The sequence below is a fragment of the Agromyces cerinus subsp. cerinus genome, from assembly GCF_900142065.1.
GTDB lineage: Bacteria > Actinomycetota > Actinomycetes > Actinomycetales > Microbacteriaceae > Agromyces > Agromyces cerinus.
This window is the reverse complement of sequence record NZ_FSRJ01000002.1, coordinates 916,410-938,330: the sequence shown is the minus strand read 5'-3', so window position 1 is coordinate 938,330 and position 21,921 is coordinate 916,410. Positions and strand designations below refer to the sequence as shown.

The following is a 21,921-nucleotide window of genomic DNA, read 5'->3' as shown; positions in this document are numbered from 1 at the left end:
ATGACGTCCGCACCGGCCCCGATCAAGGCGAAGCTCCGCATCGGCGACCTCGTCTTCTCCCGCTCGGCGGTGTTCGCGGGATCCATGATCCTCGTCACCCTGGCAGCGGTGGCCGTCTTCCTCATCGTCCAGAGCATCCCCGCGGTGGTCGCCACGACCGAAGACGCCTCCATCCTGAAGACGAACTTCTGGGACTACGTCGGTCCGCTCGTCTTCGGCACGGTGTGGGCGGCCGCGCTCGCGCTCCTCGTCGCCCTGCCGATCTCCATCGGCATCGCGCTCTTCATCTCGCACTACGCACCGCGCCGCCTCGCATCGGTGCTCGGCTACGTCGTCGACCTCCTCGCCGCGGTGCCGTCGGTCGTCTTCGGCCTGTGGGGCATCGGCGTCTTCGCCCCGGCGCTCGTCGACGCCTACGCCTGGCTGAACGAGTACCTCGGCTGGATCCCCCTCTTCAGCGGCACCCCCTCGGCCACGGGCCGCACGATCCTGACGGCGGCCCTCGTGCTCGCCGTCATGGTGCTGCCGATCATGACCGCGATCTGCCGCGAGGTGTTCCTGCAGACGCCGGTGCTGCACGAGGAGGCGGCCCTCGCCCTCGGCGCCACCCGCTGGGAGATGATCCGCACCGCGGTGCTGCCCTTCGGCCGCTCGGGCATCATCTCCGCATCGGTGCTCGGCCTCGGCCGTGCGCTCGGCGAGACGATGGCCGTCGCCATGGTGCTCTCCGCCTCGCCGGTGATCACCTTCCAGCTGCTGACCTCCGTCAACCCGAACACGATCGCGGCGAACATCGCCCTCAGCTTCCCCGAGGCGTACGGACTGAACGTCAACGTCCTGATCGCCACCGGCCTCATCCTCTTCGTCGTGACCTTCGCGGTCAACGCCTTCGCGCGCTGGATCGTCAGCCGCCGCAAGGAATTCTCGGGAGCCAACTGATGACCATCCAGACCACTCAGGCTCCCGAGACCGGCGTCGCCATCGCCAACTCGCTGACCGCCGGACGACTCCCGAAGTCGGCGCCGTGGACGATCCTCGTCGCCGCCATCGCTGTGTCCGCCGCGGTGTTCGCCGTCGTCTCGTTCGGTTCCGGCTCGGGCTACAACTGGGGCGGGGCGCTCTTCGTCGGCGCACTCCTCTACATCCCGGCCATCTGGCTGTTCTCGACCCTCGTCGAGGGCCGCCGCCGAGCGATGGACCGCCTCGTGACGGCGCTCGTGACGGGCGCCTTCCTGCTCGCGATGATCCCGCTCGTCTCGCTCGGCATCACGGTCGTGACCCTCGGCGCCGCGCGCTTCGACGCCGACTTCTTCTCGATGTCGATGCGCAACGTCACCGGTGAGGGCGGCGGCATCGTGCACGCGATCGTCGGCACCCTGCTCATGACGGGCGCCGCGGCGGTCATCTCGATCCCGATCGGCCTGATGACCTCGATCTACCTCGTCGAGTACGGGCGCGGCAGGCTCGCCCGCGGCGTCACCTTCCTCGTCGACGTCATGACCGGCATCCCGTCGATCGTCGCCGGCCTCTTCGCCTACTCGCTGTTCGCGATCTTCCTGGGTCCCGGCACCCGCACCGGCATCGCGGGCGCAGTGGCGCTCTCGCTCCTGATGATCCCCGTGGTCGTGCGCTCGAGTGAGGAGATGCTCCGCCTCGTGCCGAACGAACTCCGCGAAGCCGCCTTCGCGCTCGGCGTGCCGAAGTGGCTGACGATCGTCAAGGTCGTGCTGCCCACCTCGATCGCCGGCATCACGACGGGTGTCATGCTCTCGATCGCCCGCGTCATCGGCGAGACGGCGCCGCTCCTCATCGCTGCCGGGTTCACCGCCAGCGTGAACTACAACCTCTTCGACGGTCGCATGCAGTCGCTGCCGGTGTTCGTGTACACGCAGTACGCGAACCAGGGCAACCCGCCGCAGGCCTACCTCGACCGCGCCTGGGCCGCCGCCCTCACCCTCATCCTCATCGTCATGGCGCTGAACCTCATCGCGAGGCTCGTCGCCCGATTCTTCGCGCCGAAGTTCGGCCGCTGACCTCCGCAAGCAAAGGAAACCCGTGTCCAAGCGCATCGAGGTCCGTGACCTCAACGTCTACTACTCGAAGTTCCTCGCCGTCGAGGGCGTCAACCTCGCGATCGAGCCCCGCAGCGTCACCGCCTTCATCGGCCCGTCGGGCTGCGGCAAGTCGACCTTCCTCCGCACGCTGAACCGCATGCACGAGGTCATCCCCGGCGCCCGCGTCGAGGGCGAGGTGCTGATCGACGGCAACAACCTCTACGACCCCGACGTCGACCCGGTGCTCGTGCGCCGTCAGGTGGGCATGGTCTTCCAGCGACCGAACCCGTTCCCGACGATGTCGATCAAGGAGAACGTGCTCGCCGGCGTGAAGCTCAACAACAAGCGCATCTCGAAGTCCGACGCCGAGGAGCTGGTCGAGAAGTCGCTGCGCGGCGCCAACCTGTGGAACGAGGTCAAGGACCGCCTCGACCGCCCCGGGTCCGGCCTCTCAGGCGGCCAGCAGCAGCGTCTCTGCATCGCCCGCGCGATCGCCGTCTCCCCCGAGGTCATCCTCATGGACGAGCCGTGCTCGGCCCTCGACCCCATCTCGACCCTCGCGATCGAGGACCTCATCGAGGACCTGAAGCAGCAGTACACGATCGTGATCGTGACGCACAACATGCAGCAGGCCTCGCGCGTCAGCGACAAGACCGCGTTCTTCAACATCGCGGGCACGGGCAAGCCCGGCAACCTCATCGAGTACGACGACACCACGACGATCTTCTCGAACCCGTCGGTGCAGGCGACCGAGGACTACGTCTCCGGTCGCTTCGGCTAGTCGCGCGGCGAGAGCAGGTAGTCGTTGAACGCGCGCGTCTCGGCGGCGTCGTAGGCGACGGATGCCCCGTCGAGCCGGGTCACTCCCGCGGCGAGGCGCACGCTCGAGACCAGCCAGATCGCATCGGCCGTCGCGAGCTCTGCGGTCGGGATCTCGCGGTACTTCGTGGTGCGCCCCGTCGACTCGAGGTGCTCGAAGAGACTCTGCTGCGTGGTGCCGTGCAGGATCGCCCCTGACGGCGCAGGCGTGGAGTACACCTCGCCGTGACGGAGGATCACGCTCGACGTCGGCCCCTCCATGACGTACCCGTCGGACGAGACGAAGATCGTGTCGTCGGCGCCGCGACGGTGCGCCTCCCGCAGTGCCGCCATGTTCGTGGCGTAGCTCAGCGTCTTCGCCCCGAGCAGCAGCCACGGCGCGCGTTCCGCGGCGTCGTGCGCGTACCCGCGGTCGAGGGTGACGGCGGTGATGCCGCGCTCGCGCACGCCGCTGAAGTCGGCCGCGGGCACGGCATGCAGCCACGCGGTGGGGGCGGGCCCGTGCTCGACGCCTCGGCTCAGCACGAGCTTCAGCGCGAACTCGCCGCGCTGCGGAAGTCGCGCGACCGCCGTGTCGATGGCGGCCTGCCACTGGCCGAGGTTCGGCTCCGGCAGCTCGCAGATGAGCGCGGAGTTGCGGAGGCGGGCGAGGTGCGGCCCGGTCTCCTGTGCGTGGCCGTCGACGACGCCGATGGTCTCGAAGATGCCGTCGCCGCGCTGCGTCGACAGCTCCCCCACGCGCAGTGCCGGGGCCGCAGCATCCACATCGCGCAGGGTGGAGGCGACGTCGATGTCGCGTGCGTCGGCGGGAGCGGGTTCGATGAGGAGCGTGACGGTCTCGGTCATGCTCCGATGCTACGCGGATGCCGCGGGCCGACGCCGCGCCGAGGCATCCGCTCGACGACGCTCGGGCCGGGGCCCGGCGATGCTCCCGGGCATGCAAGAGGCCGGCCGCAGAACGCCTCTCGGCGCGAGGCCGCTCGGAGCGGCGAATATTGGAGCCCGGGGTTACTGCGACCGGCCACGTCAATTCTAAACGACGTCGGGAGGGTGTTCATTCCCTCTCGATGCCGGTCGACCCTCAATCGAGTGCGTCGCGCCGCCAGAGGCGAGCGCAGGAGGTCAGCTCATCGGCGAGCTCCGTGAGGCGGTAGGCCCGCGTCGTGAGCTTCGCGGGGCGGTCGGGATGCACGGCGTCGGTCTCATCGGCGTCGTCGGCGAGGCTCGCCGACCCCACCGCCGCGACGCGTGCGAACGCCGCGGCGCGCTCGAGGGCGACGGCGAAGTCGCCCGTGAACAGCCCGTGCAGGATTCGGTCGGCGAGCTCGACGACCTCGTCGGGTCCGGCCGGGATGGCGGCGCCCGCGACGACCTGGTCGATCGTGTGCGAGACCTCCGCCCCGCGCTGGAAGGCGAGGCTCATGCTGCGCGGGTCCTGACGGATGAGGGCGCGCAGCAGGTACACGCGCCAGAGCGCCCCGGGCAGGCTCTTCGCCGAGGCGCGCGACCAGAGCTCGGCGATCGCGTCGATGCCGTGCTCGTCGGTGTAGGCGACGAGTCTCGCGACGACCTCTGGATCGGGGTCGGCCTGCACCCGCGAGAGCAGCGCAGCGGCCGTGTCGTGGGCGACCCGGCTCAGGTGCGCCGGGTCCTCCGCACCCTGGAAGGCCTCGAACATGCCGGGCGGGAACTTGGTGGGGCGAGAGAATTCGGATGCCATCGCCGCACACATTACCCGCCTTCGCCGAGCGCCGACCTCGTGGCGCTCACGAACGTGTGCCGGCGATCCCGTGCTCGAACGCCCAGATGACGACGTGCACGCGGTCGGCGAGGTCGAGCTTGGCGAGGATCGACCGGACATGGGTCTTCACGGTGTTGCCGGTCAGGTAGAGGCGAGCGGCGACCTGCTCGTTCGAGGCGCCGGTGACGAGCTGCATGAGCACCTCTCGCTCACGCGGCGTCAGGGCGGCGAGCAGCTCGGCGGGATCGGCGGGAGTCGCGGCCTGCGCGACGAACTCGACGAGACTCGCGGTCGCCCGGGGAGCGAGCACGGCGTCGCCTCCGTGGACGGCCCGGATCGCCGCGGCGATCTCGTCGCTCGAGGCATCCTTCGTGAGGAAGCCGCTCGCGCCCGCGCGGATCGCCGCGAAGACGTACTCGTCGAGGTCGTACGTCGTGAGGATGAGCGCCCGCGTCGCCGGGTGCTCCGCGACGAGGCGGCGGGTGGCCTCGATTCCGTCGAGGCGGGGCATCCGGATGTCCATCAGCACCACGTCGAGGCGGTGGGCCCGGGCCAGTGCGAGGAGCTCGCCGCCGTCGGACGCCGTGCCGACGAGTTCGAGGTCGGCGTGCGCCTCCACCATGACGGCGACCGCGGAACGGATGAGCTCCTGATCGTCGGCGATGGCGACGCGGATGCGAGCGGATGCCGCGTGGTCGAGGCCGGTCATCGCGGCATCTCCGAGGGAGGTAGCGGCAACGTCAGTCGAGTGCGCCATCCGCCGCCATCGATCGGGCCGTTCTCGAGGTCGCCGCCGAGCTGCCGCGTCCGTTCCCGCATGCCGCGGATGCCGCGACCCTCGGTCGGGGCGATCGTGGTGGCCTCCGCACGGCCGTCGTCGACGACGGTCACCTCGAGCACGTCGACGCCCCATTGGAGTCGCACGACGCTCCTCGTCGGCGGCTCCGTGTGCTTCAGCGTGTTCGTGAGGGACTCCTGCACGACGCGGTACACCGTGAGGCCGAGGCCCGGGCTGACCGTGCGAGCCGTCCCGGCCTGTTCGAACGTCGCGGCTCGGCCGGGCGCTGCCGCCCGATCGACGAGATCCGGCAGGTCCGCCAGACCCGGACTCGGCTCCATCGGGGCGGCATCGTGCTCGCCGTCGTCCGGTGGCACGGCCAGCACCGAGACGAGGCCGCGCATGTCCGCCATCGCGCTGCGACCGGTCGCCACGACGTGTTCGATCGCCGCACGGGCGCGCACGTCGTCGCGCCCGAGCAGCACGCGCGACGCCTCGGCCTGGGCGACCATGACGGCGAGCGAATGCGACACCACGTCGTGCAGGTCGCGGCCGAGGCGGCGGCGCTCCTCGGCGGCGGCCTCGCGCTCGCGCTGCACGCGGAGCTCGGCGGCCTGCTCGCGGGTGACCTCCCGCGCGGCGCGAGCGCGGCGGAGCTCGAGCCGGGAGCGACCGAGCGCCCATGCGGCTCCGATCGATGCCACGAGGAACCCCGCGAGCGTGACGAGCGCTCCCGGATCGGCGACGATCGCATCGGCTGCGTCGTGGGCGATCGCCACTGCCGTCATCAGCGCGGCTCCCGCGAGCCCCAGGGCGAGCGCCGCGGCGTCGGCCAGGCGTTCACCGCTCGCCGCCGCGGTGAAGACGAAGACGAGGTAGACGAGGCTGCTCGGCAGGAGCACCGCGATGGTGGGGCTGCCCGGCAGGCTCGCCGCGGTCAGCGCCAGCATGATCACCGAGGCGAACACCAGGCCGCCGACCGGCGAGCGACGACGCAGGGCCACGGCCGCGTGCAGCAGCACGAACGAGCCGATGACGAGGGCCCTCCAGCCCGCGTCCACCGGCATCGCTCGGAGCACTTCGACGATCGTGAGCGGCAGCAGTGCCGCGGCTGCGGCGAGCGCCGCCACCAGATCCGCGAGCGTCGGGTTCCGCGCCGATCGGGCCGGGTCGTCTGAAGGGTCCATGTCGACGATCACGCTACCCGCGCCTTCCGACGCACGCCTCACCCGTCGGGGTGAGGCGCACGATCCACCACGCTGGCACGCTGACCGTGGTCGCACCGAGCGGCCGAACACCGATCCAGAGGAGCTGCATCGTGACCACCACCGACCCGGTCGCCCGCGCCAATCCGAGTCGACCGGACGCACCCCGTCGCCGCGCTGCGGAACACGTCCGGCCCCTCGCCCTCACGGCGCTCGTCGCCTCCGCGATCGTCGCCGGACTCTCGATCGTCTGGCTCGTGGAGCCGGCGATCAGCCCGTTCACCCGCCCCGCCGCGCCGAGCCTCGCGACTCTGCTGCTCGACCCGACGGCAGCGGCGATCCTCTCTCTCGCCATCGGCGCAGCGGGCATCGCGCTCGGCACGGTGCTCGCCGCCCGTCGTCGCGGGTCACGACAGCCGTCGATCGCCGCGGGCGCCGGCGCAGCGGCCCTCGCCGTCGCGTTCGCCTTCACGTTCGGCAGCATGTCGGGCATCGCCATCACGGGATACCTCTTCGGCGCCGTCGCGGTGGTCGCCGGCCTCGTCACGATCGCGGTCGCCCTCGTGCGGGCACCGCGGCTCGGCGCGGCACTGCTGGCCGGCCTGCTCCTGCTGGTCGCGGCATCCGTCTGGTGGGCCGGCCTGACGTTCGGCGGACTCGCGGGCTTCGCCGTCGGAGTCGGGGGCGCACTCGCCGCCGGGCTCCCGGGCTTCGCGGTCGTGGGGCTCGGGCTGATCTCCGCACTCGTCTGGGCTGCGACGGCGATCATGGCGCTCCGTTCGGCGGGCACGGGTCGCGTGGCAGCGTGGCTCGTGCGGCACCGCCGGGCCCTCACCGTGCTCGCCGCGATCGGGCCGCTGCCCTACGCCATTGCACGGGCGAGCTGGCTGACGCCATGGCCGCTCTTCGGGCCGAGCGGCGAGCACCTCGAACCGGCGACACTCGCCACCGGTCTCGTGATCGGCGCCGGCGGAGCCGCCGCCAGCCTGCTCACGCTGGGCTTGATCCTGCCGTGGGGCCGGGTCTTCCCGAACTGGATGCCGCGCGTCGGCGGACGGCCCGTGCCGGTCGGCCTGGCCGCCGTGCCCGGCTTCGTCGCAGCCGGCATCCTCTGCATCGCCGCCGTGCCGATGCTGCTGACGACCGTCGGCCCGGTCGACGCGCCGGCCGACGCCCTGCTGGTGAACCTCGTGCTGCCGTTCTGGTTCTGGGGACCGATGCTCGGGCTCGCCGTGGCGGCGTACGTGGAGTGGCGCGCTGTCGACCAGGAGCCGTAGAAGCGGAGGGGTGCCCCCTGTTCTGGGTGGAGTCGCAACCTCGACGCCCACAGAACCGAGGAATACTCTGACACCGGTTGCCGGAGACGGCGCCACCGGGGGAACGCCGTCCGGCATACCCTCGGACCGCTCCATCCCGAGGAGATCGTTCATGCACACCCGTATTCCACTCATCGGCGTCGCCATGGCGGCCGCCGTCACGCTCGCCATCGCGACACCGGCGATCGCCGCGCAACCCAGCGGCACTCCCTCCACACGAGCAGAGGGGCTCGTGAGCCCGCTCGGCCTCGCAATCGACGCGTCCGGCCGGGCCTACGTCTCGCAGAACTTCATCGGCGTGCTCTCGCTCGTCGACAAGAAGGGCCAGTCGACGCCGCTCGTGGCCACTCAGGGCGACGAGGTCAGCGCACCAGCCGTCGACGGCAGCACCGTGTACTACGTGACGACGAACGGCGATCACACGAGTGCGTGGCTGAAGTCGATGTCCAACGGCGTCGAGACCCAGGTCGCCGACCTCGCCGCGTACGAGTCGACCGAGAACCCGGATGCGGTCAACACCTACGGATTCAGCGACCTCAGCGCCGAATGCGAGGCCGAGTTCGTACCGTTCCCGCCGTTCCCGCCGCTCGGCATGCCGAATTATGCGGGCATCGTCGACACGCACGCGTACGGTGCGACCGCGGTCGGCGGTGACGTGTACATCGCCGACGCCGGCGCGAACGCCGTGCTGAAGGTCGACGCAGAGGGCGTCATCTCGACGGTCGCGGTGCTGCCTCCAGCGGCGCCGGTGACCATCACGGCGGAGAACATCGGCGAGGCCCCGTGGCCGGCCTGCGTCTTTGGTCACGGCTACCGCGCCGAACCCGTGCCGACCGACGTCGAGATGGGACCTGACGGACTGCTGTACGTGACGAGCCTGCCCGGCGGCTCGGAGGACCCGGCGCTCGGCCCGCGCGGCGTCGTGTACTCGATCGACCCCGGCACCGGTGAGACGAACCTCGTCGCGACCGGCTTCGGCGGCGCGACCGGCATCGCCGTCGCTCCGAACGGGACGCTCTACGTCGCCGAGCTCTTCGGCGGCCCGATGGGCGCCGGACAGGTCGCAGTCGTGGCCCCGGGAGCGAGCGCGGCGACCTCCGTCATCGAGGTCTCGATGCCGTCGGCGGTCTCGGTTCGTGCCGAGACGCTCTACGTGACGACGGACTCGCTGGGTGATGCCAAGCTGACCGTCGTTCCGCTGAAGGGCGGGGCGCACGCCAAGAAATGATCAGCTGAACGAAGGATGGGTCGCGCTCGAGCGCGGCCCATTCTTCGGTTTCGGCGGAGGCTCGGAAGCCGATCGATCGTCGCCGGCCGCACGCCGCATGAGGGCGGTCCGCCAGTTCTCGCCCATGCGTTCGTAGGTCACCTTCGCATGGCAGTTGCGACACCGCACGTCGCATCTCGCGATCTCCGCCATGACGCGGGCGACGGAATAGCCGTTCTGTACCAACCGCATCACTTCGGCCTGCTTGCCGCTCCCGACGCGATGGTCGAAGTCCAGCACGCGCACGTCTGCCGTTCCGCAATCGACGCACGGGTGCTCAAGGAGATACGCGCCGACCGCCTCGATCGCCACTCTCCGTTGCTCTGCCCTGCGCACCATGACGACGCGAACGTGTGCATCGCGATTCCGCGCATAATATGCACGCGCCTGTGCCCGGTTGCAGTCGCGGCAGACGTTCTGAACACCGTCGGGCGACGCGGACCTGACGTTGAACTCGGACCGCGGCAGGTTTCGCCGGCACATGCAGCATTCCTTCACGTCGGCACGGTAGCCGCACCTCCCGACACGCCACCGAAGCCGCCGTCGGAATCGGCCTGTTAGGCTGTCTCCGCCCCCATAGCTCAGTTGGTTAGAGCAACGGACTTCAACAAAAAATAGGAGCGCCAGCGTCGAAATACGCTGGATGACCGCCGCTATATGCTGGAACACCCTGAGAGCCCGAGGTACTCGCCCGCAAGGGCAGTGACAATCCGAGGGATTGGGCAATCAGCAGGTAACCGCAAGGGAACCTCAGAGACTACACGCGGCGCACCTGACCGGCTCGGCCGAAGGTGAAGATATAGTCCAGACTGCAAGCCGGTGACGGTGGCTAGGGAAACCTAGTGCAGCAGGTTAATCCGTGGGTCCAGGGTTCGAGTCCCTGTGGGGGCACCGATCGGTGCGGCGGCATCGTCACGCGACGATGCCTCGTTCCCAACGACCGGAATGCGAAGCGGCGTCCGGCGCGCCGCATCGAGCCCGTTCCCGGGCACCGCCTCGGCGGGCGCTCGATCTACTCGGTCTGGTCGACGATGGGTGCGTCGGGGGCGTTGGAGCGCACCGACTCGATGCCGTTCTTCGCGGCCGCCTTCGTCGTGTAGGCCTCGGATGCCGCGATCGTCTGACCGTTGCCGGTCTTCAGTCGGAACCTGAACTGCCCGCTCGCATCCTCGTAGAGCTCGAACGTTCCCGCCATGGCGGCTCCTCCCCAGGTGTCCCTTGCGTCCGCATCCTCGCGGGCACGATCTCACGGTAGCCCCGTACCCGGCACCTGCACCAGAGGCAGGCGCGACTTCACCGGGATTGTTTCCCGAGGCGGCATCCGCCCGCCGTTCCATCGGTGAGCGGATGCCGCGGCGCGTGTCAGCCGACGATCGCGCGCAGCCCTGCCATGAGCGCGATGCGCTCGGCCGACGTGCGGGCGAGCGGCGTCACGGCGAGGGTCGTGACACCCGCCTGGGCGAACGCGGCGACCCGCTCGGCGACGTGGCCGGCGGGGCCGATGAGCGAGATCGCGCTCACGAGCTCGTCGGGCACCGCGGCGATCGCCTCGTCCTTTCGGCCCTCGAGGTAGAGGTCCTGGATGCGGGCGGCCTCGGCCTCGAATCCGTAGTTCGAGATGAGCTCGTTGTAGAAGTTCTTGCCGCGGGCGCCCATGCCACCGATGTAGAGCGCGAGCTGCGGCTTCACGAGCGGCAGCACCTGCTCGGGGTGGTCGGTGATCGCGAAGGCGGGGCTCGCGAAGATGTCGAGCGGCGCGAGCTCGGGCGCACGCTTCGCGGTGCCGGCGGCGAGCGCGTCGCCCCAGACGCCGGCGGCGCGCCCGGGGTGGAAGAACATCGGCAGCCAGCCGTCGGCGATCTCGGCGGTCTGCTCGACGGACTTCAGGCCGAGTGAGGCGATCGTGATCGGGATGCGCTCGCGCACGGGGTGGTTGATGAGCTTCAGCGGCTTGCCGAGCCCGGTGCCCTCGCCGGCGGGCAGCGGGATCTTGTAACGGCGCCCGTCGTGCACGACGGGCTCGCGGCGCCAGACCATGCGGCAGATGTCGACGAGTTCGCGCGTGCGGCCGAGCGGCGCGTCGTACGGCACGCCGTGGAATCCCTCGATGACCTGCGGGCCGGATGCCCCGATGCCGAGCTCGAACCGGCCGTCGGAGACGAAGTCGAGGCCGGCCGCGGTCATCGCCGTGAGCGTGGGCGTGCGCGTGTAGAGCTGCAGGATGCCGGAGGCCAGCGTGATGGTCGAGGTGCGCGCCGCGAGGAAGCCGAGCTGGCTCACCGCGTCGAACGAGTAGGCCTCGGGCACCGCGATGAGGTCGACGCCCGCGCGCTCGAGTTCGACGACCTCGTCGGCGACCTCTCGGAAGCCTCCCGCGTAATTCAGGAACATGCCGACGCGCATCCGTCACTCCTCATCGTGTGGTGGGCCCGGCCGTTCGGCCGCGGGCACTCAGACCCTAACCGAGAGGCCACGGCGCAGCGGCATCCGTTGTGGCAGGTCGACTACGTCGGGATGACGACGATCGGTTCGGTCGTGGGTTGCGGTGAACCGCCCGCGGGTTCGACGGTGACGCCGACGGCGACACCCGGGGCGAAGTCGCCCTCGAGCACGCGCCAGGTCTCGCCCTCGGCCACGTCGAACGTGCCGGCCGACTGGGCGCCCGCATCGTCGATGTACCAGAGCTCGTACGTCGATGACTCGCCCACGTCGGGCAGCCCCTCGACGACGACGCCCGAGCGGCCCTGCTCGGCCGACCAGTAGAGCGTGACCGCTCCCCCGCTCTCGATCTCGTGCGTCGACGACTCCACGTCGGGCGCCTCGGCGATCGCCGCCATCTCGCGCTGCGCACCCCAGCCATTGGGCCCGGTCCATGCGACGCCGATGATCGCTCCGCCGATGAGCACGACGGATGCCGCCGCTGCCGCGATGATCACTCCCGGACGCTGGAACCACCGGCGCCGCGCGGCGTGCTCGGCCGGGCCGGGTTCGCCCGGCGCCCGCGGTGCGGCAGGCTCGGGCGCCAGATCGGGGCGAGGCGGCTCGAGTGGCGATTCCACCTGGGCAGGTGACACCGCCGGCGTGGCGGGCGCCGAGGCATCCGGAAGCTGCTGCGGCAGCCCGTCGAGCTGCGCCATGAGCCGGGACTTGAGCGCGGGTGGCGGCTCGACGGGCTCGGGCGCACCGGCGAGCAGCGCCGCCGTCTCGGCGAAGCCGTCGGCCTCATCGCGCAACTCGGCGTCGTCCGCGAGGGCGCGCTCGACGGCCGCGCGCTCGTCGGCCTCGACCGCGTCGAGGGCGTACGCCGCAACGGCATCTCGGAGGGCCTCGAGTGAGTCCGCCTCCGGCTCGTCGGAGCCGGCCCGGTCGCGCTCGTCGCGCGGCCCGTTCGTCTCGCTCATGTCGTCACCCCCAATGCGGTTCGCAGTCTGATCATGCCGTCTCGCAGCCGGGTCTTCACCGTGCCGAGCGGCACGCCGAGGCGATCTGCGATCTCGCTCTGCGTGAGCCCGCCGTAGTACGCCAGCGAAACGCACTCGCGTTGCCGTTCGCTGAGCCCTCCGAGCGCGTCGACCACCCGCTCGTGCTCGACCCGGATCTCGACCGCTTCGGCCACCGTGTCGACGGGGACTTCGAGGTCGCGCACCCCGATGCGAAGGTCGCGGTCGCGCGAGGCCTGGGAGGCCCGGATGCGATCGACCGAGCGGCGATGGGCGAGCGTGAACATCCATGCGAGGGCGCTGCCGCGAGCAGCGTCGAACCGCGGGGCCGCCTGCCAGATCTCGAGATACACGTCCTGCGTCACCTCCTCGGCCTGCGCCGGATCGACGACGAGCCTGCGGACGAGTCCGAAGACCCGCGCCGAGGTCTGGTCGTAGAGCTCGCCGAACGCGTCCCGGTCGCCCGTTCCGACCCTGGTGAGCAGTTCCTCAGCGGTCGGGCCGGGCTCCGGCGCAGTGAGGTCACTGTCGCGGTCGGCCACGCGCCCCAGCATGCCAGATGAGGTGCCGGTCGTCGTGCGGCCCACGACGACCGCTCGGTGCGGTGCGATGACACGGTTCATCCGAACGTGAACGAGTAGGCGTCGACACCGGGGCTCACGGTGACGGTGACGGTGCCGGATGCCGCGGCATCCGTCTTCACGAGTTCGTACGACCTGGGCACGCCGCCGACCGCGATCTCGCGGCGCCCACGGCCGTCGTCGACGACGACCGTGCCGTCGCCGCCGAGCACCATCCGCACCTCGCTCGCGGTGAAGTCGAGCCGCACCCGGGCGCTGCCGCCCCCAGGAGTGATCGACTGCGTGTCGAGCGCCCAGCCGCCGTCGAGCGCGAAGGCGTCGGCGGGAAGGTCTTCGGGGAAGGCGAAGTCGGTCGTCGACCGGCGGTACGGTTCGCCGCCGCCGAAGTTCACCTGCTTCGTCGTGCCGAGGAAGGTCTCGGGCGTCGTGGAACCCGCTTCGGGGGTGTCGTCCGCCTGCTCGGTGACCGGCGGCAGGTCGACCGCGGGGTCGGCGTCCTGCAGCAGTTCCCGGATGAGCCCCTCGGTCGCGGCGTAGTTGCCCTCGCCGAAGGAGATGTGGCGTACGACGCCCTCGGCGTCGATCAGGTAGTGCGCCGGCCAGTAGCGGTTCCGGTAGTTCGTCCACGTCGCGAGCGAGTTGTCGAGGCCGACCGGGTAGTCGATGCCGAAGGCGGAGATGCCCGCCTCGACGTTGCGCGGCTCCTTCTCGAAGGCGTACTCGGGCGAGTGGATGCCGACGACGGCGAGCCCGGCGTCGCGGTACGCCTCGTCCCAGGCCACGACGTGCGGGATCGACCGCTGGCAGTTGATGCACGAGTAGGCCCAGAAATCGATGAGCACGACCTGTCCGCGGAAGTCGGCGAGATCGACGGGTGCTCCGCCATCGGTGTTGAACCACTGCTGGATGCCCGTGATCGATGGCGCCGTGCCGCATGACTCGAGCTCGACGGCGCCGTTCGTGCACTGGTCGAGCTGCGCATTCTCGTCGTTCACGAGCCCGCCGAGATCGAGTGCCCTCGTGACCTCGTCCGAATCGGCGAGCTCCTGCTGGAAGGCGCTCGTGTAGTCGGGCACGAGTCGCTGCAGCAACTGGGGCAGGTTGAAGACGAGCCCCACGGCGAGCGCGATCATCACGACACCACCGGTGATGCGGATGCCGCGCTGATGCGTGCGGAAGGTCTTCACCCGCTCGGCGACGCGGCGCCCCGCGAGGGCGAAGACGAGGAGCGGGAGCGCGGCGCCCACCGCGAACGAGACCGTCAGCACGACCGTCTCGACGCCGATGCGCCCGGTCGAGCCGGCGACCGTGATGGCCGCGAGCACGGGCCCCGCGCAGGGCACGTAGACCGCGCCGAGGGCGAGGCCGAGCGGGAACCCGCCCTGCTCGGTGCCGACGTTCCTCCGCGGGATCCACGAGAAGGGCTTCTCGAGCAGCTGTTCGAAGCGCGGCACGATGAGCCCGACGCCGATCAGCACGAGCACGACGATGCCGGCCCAGCGCAGCACGTCCTGCGGCAGCCCGAGCAGGGCCAGCAACAGGGAGCCGATGAGCGTGAAGACGCTGAAGCTCACCACCAGCCCCGCGATGACCAGGTACGGACGCCAGCGCCCGGCGGTCGGGGCATCCGCTGCGCCGCTCGCGCTCTGCGCACCGCCCGACAGGAAGATGACCGGCAGCACGGGGAGGATGCAGGGCGAGATGCCGGTGATGAGGCCTCCGAGGAGACCGATGAGGGCGAGGGTGATCACGGGGTCCTGCTTTCTCGGGTCGCCGGTGGTTCGGCGCGGACGCCCGATCCGATTGGTCGGGAGCCGACCACGGTGCGGACCGGAGCGGACCAATCCGATCGGCGACCGGCACCGAACCCCTCGCAACGACCCGCTTCCGCGGTCGCCATTCACGAAGGAGTCGACCGATGCGTTCCACGAACCGCAGCACCCGCACCGCCCTCGCGGCGTTCTCGATCACGGCGGTCGCCGTGCTCGGGCTCGCCGGATGCAGCATGGGCGGCAGCGCCGCCGAGAACGACGAACCCGCGATGTCGTCGGAGGAGACCCAGCCCAGCGAGCAGGCGATGGAGGCCGATCCCGCTGCAGACCTCGTCGGACCGGGCTGCGCCGCCTATGCCGACGCCGTGCCCGACGGCCCTGGCTCGGTCGTCGGCATGTCCACCGACCCGGTCGCGGTCGCGGCCTCGAACAACCCGCTGCTGACCACCCTCGTGGCCGCGGTCTCGGGACAGCTGAACCCCGAAGTCGACCTCGTCGACACCTTGAACGGCGACGAGTTCACCGTCTTCGCCCCCGTCGACGAGGCGTTCGCCAAGATCGACGCCGCGACGATCGAATCCCTGAAGACGGACTCGGCGACCCTGTCGAAGATCCTCACCTACCACGTGGTGCCCGGCCAGCTCTCGCCCGATGAGATCGTCGGCACGCAGACCACCGTCGAGGGCGGCACGGTCGAGGTGACCGGGTCCGGCGACGACCTGAAGGTCAACGACGCCGCGGTCGTCTGCGGCGGCGTGCACACCGCGAATGCGACGGTCTACCTCATCGACTCGGTGCTGATGCCGACGATGTAGCACCGCGCACGGACGAACGGCTCCGCCGACCCGACGGCGGGGCCGTTCTCGCGCCTGCTCGCGGGCAGCGCCGCGTTCACCATCTGCGCGCCTTCAGCACTCTCGAAGACGGATGCCTCAGGCTGGAGTCCCCCGGCCTCGAAGGGAGCCCCGTGGTCTGGAGCATCCTGCTCGACATCGCCCTCGTGCTCGTCTTCATCGGCGCGATCGTGAACGGCTGGCGCGCCGGACTCCTGCGCACGGCCGCGGGGCTCGTCGGGCTCGTCGCCGCAGGCATCGCCGCGTACTTCGTGATGCCGTGGATCGCAGCCCTGGTGCCGTGGCCCGAGTGGCGGGCGCCCGCGGCGATCGCGGCGGCCGTGACCCTGCTCTGCCTCGGCGCCTGGCTCGGCGCGGTGGTCGGGCGGCTCCTGAGCCGCGGTGTGCGGGCGGTCAAGCTCGGCGTGCTCGACCGCATCCTGGGCTCCGTGGGCAACCTGCTCGTCACCGCATTCGTCGTCGCGCTCGTCGCCTCGGGCGTCTCGGCGATGGGCGTGCCCATGCTCTCCCCCGCGATCGCCGGGTCGCGCGTGCTGCAGGGCCTCGACGCCGTCACCCCCGCCCCGACCCGCACGCTGCTCGCCGAGATCCGCGCCGCGGCCCTCGGCGATGGCCTCCCCTGGCTGGTCGACGTGCTCGGCGGGCCGACCGAGGCCCCCGCGCTGCCCACGTTCGACGTGGACGATCCCGAACTCGCTGTCGCCGCGGCATCCGTCGTGCGCGTCACCGGCAGCGCCTTCCAGTGCGGATCGACACTCTCGGGCAGCGGCTTCGTCGTCGCGCCCGACCGCATCGTGACGAATGCGCACGTCGTCGCCGGAGTGACCGAGCCGATCGTCGAGGCGCCGGGGCAGCCGGCGGCGCCCGGCCGGGTGGTCTCGTACGACGCCGAGCACGACCTCGCCCTCATCGCCGTCGACGGCCTCGCGACGCCGCCCCTCGCACTGGCGACGCCCTCGCTCGGGCAGGAGGTCGCCGTGGCCGGCTATCCCTTCGGCGGCCCGTTCGACCTGCGCCCGGCGAACGTCATGGCGAGCGGGCCCCTGACCATCCAGACCGACGGCCGCACCTCGACGCGCGACATCGTGACGCTCGCCGCCGACGTCGATCACGGCAACTCCGGCGGTCCGGTGCTCACGGGTGACGGCGAGGTCGCCGCGGTCGTCTTCGCGAAGTCGGAGACGGTCGACAACGTCGGCTTCGCCATCCCGGTCTCGACGCTCGCGCCGCTCGCGGATGCCGCGTCGGGTCTCGACTCGACCGTCGACTCGGGCTCCTGCGTCGTCGGCTAGAGCCTTGGCTCAGCTCAGAGCTCGGCAGACCAGCTACTCCGCCGCGAACCCCTCGAAGCGAATTCCCCATGAGATCTGCCACTCTTCGCCCGGGTCGAGCCAGCGCAGGCCGCGACCGGAGTTGAACGCCTCGGCCGGCGCGGTCATGGGTTCGATCGCGATCGCGACGTCGCCGTCTTCGCCGGGGAACGCCGTCGTGGTGTAGACCTGCACGTACTCGAACGCCGAGTCGGCCCAGATCGAGACCGTGCGGCCGTCGGGGGCGGTGAGCGTGTGCAGCACCTGGCCGTCTTCGCTCGCGATCTCGCCGAAGGCGTCGTCGAGCGAGACGTCGCCGACGCGTCGGCCCTCGCGGAAGTCCCATTCGGTGCCATCGACCGGCACCTCGCCGGTCGGCAGCAACCGGTCGTCGACCTCGATGTGGCTCGCGGCGTCGAGACGCAGCTCGAGGTCGGCCGTCGGCACGCCGCCGATCTTCAGGTAGGGGTGGGTGCCGATCGCGACGGGGGCGGGATCGGCGCCGAGGTTCTCCACGTAGTGAGTGACCCGCAGTCCGTCGGGGACGAGTTCGTAGTGCACGGCCGTGCCGATCAGGAACGGGTATCCGAGTTGCGGGTAGACCGTCGCCGAGAGCGTGACCGAGTCGCGCTCGCGCGCGATCGGCTTGTACTCGGTGTTGCGGAGCAGTCCGTGGATGGCGTTGTTCTTCGCCGGCTCGGAGATCACGAGCTGGTGGTCGACGCCGTCGTGGCTCCAGCGGCCGTCGCGGATGCGGTTCGGCCACGGCACGAGCACGATGCCCGCCGCTGCGGGCGGCGTCTGGTCTTCTGCGAACGGCGGCACGAGGTCGATGCCGTTGATGCTGAGAGTGCGGATGCCTGCGGCGACGGCGGTGATGGTCGCGCGGATGTCGCCGCTCGACGTCGTCGTCTCGAGCACGAACTGCTCGCCCGTGGGAAGGGTCATGGATCCACTCTAGGGTCTCTGGCGAAGTGCACGGCGAGCCCGGCATCGAGGAGTTCGGCGGTGATCGGCGTCGGGGCTGCGGCATCCGTGACGAGCCCGTCGAAGGCGTCGATCGGGGCGATCCTGCCGAGGTGCACCTCGCCGAGCTTCGACGCGTCGGCGACGACGATCGAGCGCGCGGCCGCTCGCATCATGAGGGACTTGACGGACGCCTCGGGCAGGTTGGCATTCGTGACGCCGTGCGCGGCGTCCACCCCGTTGCAGCCGATGAAGGCGAGATCGACGTGCACCTCGTCGAGCATCGAACCGGCGAGCGGATGCACGAGCGAATGCTGCTTCGGACGGAGCGTCCCGCCGGTGACGACGACCGTGAAGCGCGGGATCTCGGCCTCGAGTTCGAGGGCGATCGACAGGCCGTTGGTGAACACCACGAGGTCCTCCAGATCGGTGCGGGCGCGTAGTGCCCGTGCGACCTGCAGGGTCGTGGTGCCGACGTCGAGGATGATGCTCTGGCCGCTGCGCACGAGCGACGCGGCATGTTCGCCGATGAGTCGTTTCGGTTCGACGGATGCCTCGAGCGCCTCTTCGAAGCTCGGTTCGCGTTCGGGGCGCTCGGCGGCGAGCGGCGAGGTGAGCGGCACGGCGCCGCCGTGGACCCTGCGGATGCCGCCCTGGCGCTCGAGTGCGTCGAGGTCGGCACGTGCGGTCACCGTCGTGACGCCGAATGCGCGCGAGAGCTCGGCGACGCGCACGAAACCCCGCTCGGCGACGAGGGCGAGCGCGAGTTCGCGGCGCCGCGGCGCGTCGAGGGGCACGTTCGCGGGCGCGGTGTCGATCGACATACCGGCATCATGCGCGCTCCCGCCCGACTTTGCAATACGAAATGCGTTTGTTTGCGAAACGAAAGACGCGTAGGGTGTGGCGCGTGACCGACTCGAACGACGTCGCCGGCGCGGCATCCGCTGCCCCTGTCGACCCGCGCATCACCGTGACCTCGACCCTGCTGGCCGACGGCCGCGAGCTCATCTACTTCGACGACGCCGACTCGACGCTGCCCGCCGAGCGCGCGATCGACGAACGCGTGCTCGACCCGCGACCGGCGAACGCCGAGATGCGTCAGGACCCGCTGACGGGCGAGTGGATCTCGATCGCCGCCGCCCGCCAGAACCGCGTGTTCCTGCCGCCGGCCGACCTCGACCCGCTCGCGCCGCAGCGCCCCGGCAACCCGTCGGAGATCCCGAGCACCTACGACGTGGCGGTCTTCGAGAACCGCTCGCCGTCGTTCGGCCCCGCGCTCGCGGACCCGAACGCCTCCGACGCCGACGCGCTCGCGGCCCTCCGCCAGGTGGGTCTCGAGCGCACGCAGCCGTCGGTCGGCCGCTGCGAGGTCGTCTGCTTCAGCCCCGAGCACGAGGGCTCGTTCGGCACCCAGACCGTCTCGCGCGCCCGCACCGTCATCGAGGCGTGGGCGCAGCGCACCGCCGCGCTCTCGGCGCTGCCGGGCGTGCAGCAGGTCTTCCCATTCGAGAACCGCGGCGAGGCGATCGGCGTGACCCTCGGCCATCCGCACGGCCAGATCTACTCCTACCCGTATGTGACGCCCCGCACCGAGCGGCTGCTCGACTCGATCGACGCCTACGGGCCGACGCTCTTCGCCGATCTGCTCGAACGCGAGCGCGGCGGTCCGCGCGTCGTGCTCGCCGGCGAGCACTGGACGGCCTTCGTGCCGTTCGCCGCGCGCTGGCCGATCGAGGTGCACCTGCTCCCCCACCGTCACGTGCCCGACCTCGCCGAGACCACCTTGGCCGAACGCGACGAGCTCGCGGGGCTCTACCTGCGGCTGCTCCGCGGCATCGACCGGCTCTACGACACCCCGACCCCCTACATCGCGGCGTGGCACCAGGCGCCGGTGCACGAGCGCCGGAGCGATGTGCGGCTGATGCTGCAGCTCACGAGCCCGCGACGCGGCGCCGACAAGCTGAAGTTCCTCGCCGGCTCCGAGGCGGCGATGGGAGCATGGATCGGCGACGTCACCCCCGAATCCCAGGCGGAGGCGCTGCGCGTCGCGATCGCCTCCGACACCGACTCCGACTCCGACTCCGACTCCGACTCCGAAGGAACCCGAGCATGACCGATGCCACCGCCGCCGCCGCCGCTGAGACCGCCGCGGGCTTCACCGAGCGGTACGGACGCACCCCGGTCGGCGTCTGGTCCGCCCCCGGGCGCGTGAACCTCATCGGCGAGCACACCGACTACAACGACGGATTCGTCTTCCCGTTCGCGATCGACCAGCGCGCGAGCGTCGCCGTCGGCAGACGTGACGACCGCGTCATCCGAGTGTCCTCGACCTTCACGCCCGACGCCGTCCAGGTGCACCTCGACGGGCTCTCGCCTGAGTCGCTCGACGGATGGTCTGCCTATCCGCTCGGCGTCGTCTGGGCGCTCGGGCAGTTCGGTGCCGACCTCGGGACCGTACCCGGCGTCGACCTGCACATCTCGAGCACGGTGCCCGTCGGCGCCGGCCTGTCCTCCTCAGCGGCCATCGAGAGCTCGGTGGCGCTCGCCCTCGACGAGCACTGGGGCCTCGGCCTGGACCGGCCGACGCTCGCAAAGGTCGGCCAGCTCGCCGAGAACCGCGTCGTCGGCGCGCCGACCGGGATCCTCGACCAGTCGGCCTCGCTCCTGTCCCATGCGGACGCAGCCGTCTTCCTCGACTGCCGCAGCCTCGACGCCGAGGTGATCCCGCTCGGCCTCGCGGCCGACGGCCTCTCCATCCTCGTCATCGACACCAACGTGTCGCACGCACACGCCACCGGAGGATACGCGGCGCGGCGGGCGTCCTGCGAGGCCGGTGCGAAGGCACTCGGCGTCGAATCACTGCGGGACGTGCACGTCGACGACCTCGAGCGCGCCGCCACGGAGCTCGACGACGAGACCTTCCGGCGGGTGCGGCACATCGTCACCGAGAACCAGCGAGTGCTCGACACGGTGCGCACCCTGCGCGAGCACGGCGCGGCCTCGATCGGCCCGCTGCTCGACGCCTCGCACGTCTCGATGCGCGACGACTTCGAGATCAGCGTCGCCGAGATCGACCTGGCCGTCAGCACGGCGCAGGCGAACGGTGCGATCGGCGCCCGCATGACCGGCGGCGGCTTCGGTGGTTCCGCGATCGCACTCATGATCGACGGCCTCGTGCCCGTGATCGAACGCGAGGTGCGCCGCGAGTTCGCCGAGCAGGGCTACCGCGAACCGACGATCTTCGTCGTGCGGCCGAGCGAAGGCGCCCGACGCGACTCCTGAGCGGCGTTGACGGCGGCGCACGCGGCGCGAAACCGCGGCCGGGTCAGCCCTGCGGGGCCTCGACGGCGTGCGGCGTGCCGCCCGTGATGCGCACGAGCTCCTGGAACGAGGTCGGGAAGACCGTCTTCGCGTGGCCGGCCGCCGCCCAGACGGCCGGGTAGTCGGCGAGCTGCACGTCGACGACGGTGCGCACCGGCGCGGGATGGCCGAGGGGCGCGACCCCGCCGATCACCTGGCCGGTCGCCTCCTTCACCGTCTCCTTCGAGGCGCGACGGATGACGCCGCCGAGCTGCTGCCCGAGCCACTCCGTGTCGACCCGGTGCGAGCCTGACGTCAGCACCAGGATCGGCTCGTCGTCGATCGTGAAGACGAGCGAGTTCGCGATCTGGCCGACCTCGACGCCGAGCGCCTCCGCAGCGAGCGGTGCGGTCGTGACGGCATCGTCGAACCAGACGATCTCGGGGGTGAGGCCATGCCCGGCGAGGGCATCGGCGACTCGGTCGACGGCGGCGTGCGAGGGCGATGACATGCCGAAG

General features: G+C 70.9%; 22 protein-coding genes. 9 read left to right on the top strand and 13 right to left on the bottom strand.

Translation table 11 applies throughout. From position 1 onward, the window contains the following. Genes pstC through pstB form a run of 3 tightly spaced genes read left to right on the top strand, consistent with a single transcriptional unit; the run spans position 1 to position 2,835 of the window. Positions 1–939, top strand: coding sequence for a phosphate ABC transporter permease subunit PstC (gene pstC, locus BUR99_RS10375; protein ID WP_074260224.1), 939 nt, complete (start codon positions 1–3; stop codon positions 937–939). After that, positions 939–2,033 (top strand): phosphate ABC transporter permease PstA, encoded by a 1,095-nt coding sequence (gene pstA, locus BUR99_RS10370; protein WP_074260223.1) that lies wholly within the window; start codon positions 939–941, stop codon positions 2,031–2,033. Before pstC ends, pstA begins: the two co-directional genes overlap by 1 nt. A 22-nt stretch (positions 2,034–2,055) precedes the next feature. Further along, complete coding sequence (gene pstB / locus BUR99_RS10365; RefSeq protein WP_074260222.1) at positions 2,056–2,835, top strand: phosphate ABC transporter ATP-binding protein PstB; 780 nt, start codon at positions 2,056–2,058, stop codon at positions 2,833–2,835. Here the strand turns inward: pstB and BUR99_RS10360 are convergent. The 4 genes from BUR99_RS10360 to BUR99_RS10345 form a co-directional block, all read right to left on the bottom strand. Further along, positions 2,832–3,719 (bottom strand): aminodeoxychorismate lyase, encoded by an 888-nt coding sequence (locus BUR99_RS10360; protein WP_074260221.1) that lies wholly within the window; start codon positions 3,717–3,719, stop codon positions 2,832–2,834. The genes pstB and BUR99_RS10360 overlap by 4 nt on opposite strands. 235 nt (positions 3,720–3,954) lie before the next feature. After that, a complete protein-coding gene (locus BUR99_RS10355; protein ID WP_074260220.1) occupies positions 3,955–4,593 on the bottom strand; it encodes a DNA-directed RNA polymerase subunit beta in 639 nt (212 codons plus the stop codon). A gap of 46 nt (positions 4,594–4,639) precedes the next feature. Continuing rightward, on the bottom strand, positions 4,640–5,323 hold the full coding sequence (locus tag BUR99_RS10350) for a response regulator transcription factor (RefSeq protein ID WP_074260219.1): 684 nt from the start codon (positions 5,321–5,323) through the stop codon (positions 4,640–4,642). Next, on the bottom strand, positions 5,320–6,579 hold the full coding sequence (locus BUR99_RS10345) for a sensor histidine kinase (protein ID WP_143231573.1): 1,260 nt from the start codon (positions 6,577–6,579) through the stop codon (positions 5,320–5,322). Before BUR99_RS10345 ends, BUR99_RS10350 begins: the two co-directional genes overlap by 4 nt. Positions 6,580–6,710: 131 nt before the next feature. Between BUR99_RS10345 and BUR99_RS10340 the strand changes: the two genes are divergently transcribed. Both BUR99_RS10340 and BUR99_RS10335 read left to right on the top strand, forming a co-directional pair. Beyond that, positions 6,711–7,874, top strand: a complete 1,164-nt coding sequence (locus tag BUR99_RS10340) for a hypothetical protein (protein WP_074260217.1) — start codon at positions 6,711–6,713, stop codon at positions 7,872–7,874. Positions 7,875–8,025: 151 nt separating this feature from the next. After that, positions 8,026–9,141 (top strand): ScyD/ScyE family protein, encoded by a 1,116-nt coding sequence (locus BUR99_RS10335; protein WP_084183887.1) that lies wholly within the window; start codon positions 8,026–8,028, stop codon positions 9,139–9,141. On the opposite strand, the gene BUR99_RS10330 is transcribed toward BUR99_RS10335, so the two are convergent. The 6 genes from BUR99_RS10330 to BUR99_RS10305 form a co-directional block, all read right to left on the bottom strand. Next, on the bottom strand, positions 9,142–9,492 hold the full coding sequence (locus BUR99_RS10330; RefSeq protein WP_143231572.1) for a hypothetical protein: 351 nt from the start codon (positions 9,490–9,492) through the stop codon (positions 9,142–9,144). Positions 9,493–10,192: 700 nt separating this feature from the next. Then, entirely contained in the window at positions 10,193–10,375 is a 183-nt protein-coding gene (locus BUR99_RS10325; protein WP_074260215.1) for a YegP family protein, read from the bottom strand. Between the two features lie 167 nt (positions 10,376–10,542). After that, entirely contained in the window at positions 10,543–11,583 is a 1,041-nt protein-coding gene (locus tag BUR99_RS10320) for an LLM class F420-dependent oxidoreductase (protein ID WP_074260214.1), read from the bottom strand. Positions 11,584–11,684: 101 nt separating this feature from the next. Then, on the bottom strand, positions 11,685–12,581 hold the full coding sequence (locus BUR99_RS10315) for an anti-sigma factor (protein ID WP_084183886.1): 897 nt from the start codon (positions 12,579–12,581) through the stop codon (positions 11,685–11,687). Next, positions 12,578–13,174 carry an ECF RNA polymerase sigma factor SigK gene (gene sigK, locus BUR99_RS10310; RefSeq protein ID WP_074260349.1) on the bottom strand — a complete coding sequence of 199 codons (597 nt, stop codon included), beginning with the start codon at positions 13,172–13,174 and terminating at the stop codon, positions 12,578–12,580. Before sigK ends, BUR99_RS10315 begins: the two co-directional genes overlap by 4 nt. Before the next feature lie 65 nt (positions 13,175–13,239). Beyond that, the gene (locus tag BUR99_RS10305) at positions 13,240–14,952 is read right to left on the bottom strand and encodes a cytochrome c biogenesis protein DipZ (RefSeq protein ID WP_074260213.1); all 1,713 of its coding nucleotides are present in this window, start codon (positions 14,950–14,952) and stop codon (positions 13,240–13,242) included. Positions 14,953–15,119: 167 nt separating this feature from the next. Here BUR99_RS10305 and BUR99_RS10300 point away from each other — a divergent pair, with 167 nt between their 5' ends. Both BUR99_RS10300 and BUR99_RS10295 read left to right on the top strand, forming a co-directional pair. Then, entirely contained in the window at positions 15,120–15,788 is a 669-nt protein-coding gene (locus BUR99_RS10300; RefSeq protein ID WP_074260212.1) for a fasciclin domain-containing protein, read from the top strand. Between the two features lie 152 nt (positions 15,789–15,940). Continuing rightward, the gene (locus tag BUR99_RS10295) at positions 15,941–17,119 is read left to right on the top strand and encodes a MarP family serine protease (protein WP_074260211.1); all 1,179 of its coding nucleotides are present in this window, start codon (positions 15,941–15,943) and stop codon (positions 17,117–17,119) included. Between the two features lie 33 nt (positions 17,120–17,152). Here BUR99_RS10295 and BUR99_RS10290 read toward each other — a convergent pair whose 3' ends face one another. Further along, entirely contained in the window at positions 17,153–18,085 is a 933-nt protein-coding gene (locus BUR99_RS10290) for an aldose 1-epimerase family protein (protein WP_074260210.1), read from the bottom strand. After that, positions 18,082–18,927, bottom strand: coding sequence for a DeoR/GlpR family DNA-binding transcription regulator (locus tag BUR99_RS10285; protein ID WP_074260209.1), 846 nt, complete (start codon positions 18,925–18,927; stop codon positions 18,082–18,084). Before BUR99_RS10285 ends, BUR99_RS10290 begins: the two co-directional genes overlap by 4 nt. Before the next feature lie 140 nt (positions 18,928–19,067). Here BUR99_RS10285 and galT point away from each other — a divergent pair, with 140 nt between their 5' ends. Both galT and galK read left to right on the top strand, forming a co-directional pair. Beyond that, entirely contained in the window at positions 19,068–20,216 is a 1,149-nt protein-coding gene (galT, locus tag BUR99_RS10280) for a galactose-1-phosphate uridylyltransferase (protein WP_074260348.1), read from the top strand. Continuing rightward, positions 20,213–21,385 carry a galactokinase gene (galK, locus tag BUR99_RS10275; RefSeq protein ID WP_074260208.1) on the top strand — a complete coding sequence of 391 codons (1,173 nt, stop codon included), beginning with the start codon at positions 20,213–20,215 and terminating at the stop codon, positions 21,383–21,385. Before galT ends, galK begins: the two co-directional genes overlap by 4 nt. A gap of 43 nt (positions 21,386–21,428) precedes the next feature. On the opposite strand, the gene BUR99_RS10270 is transcribed toward galK, so the two are convergent. Then, positions 21,429–21,914 carry a YbaK/EbsC family protein gene (locus tag BUR99_RS10270; protein WP_074260207.1) on the bottom strand — a complete coding sequence of 162 codons (486 nt, stop codon included), beginning with the start codon at positions 21,912–21,914 and terminating at the stop codon, positions 21,429–21,431. Between the last annotated feature and the right edge of the window lie 7 nt (positions 21,915–21,921).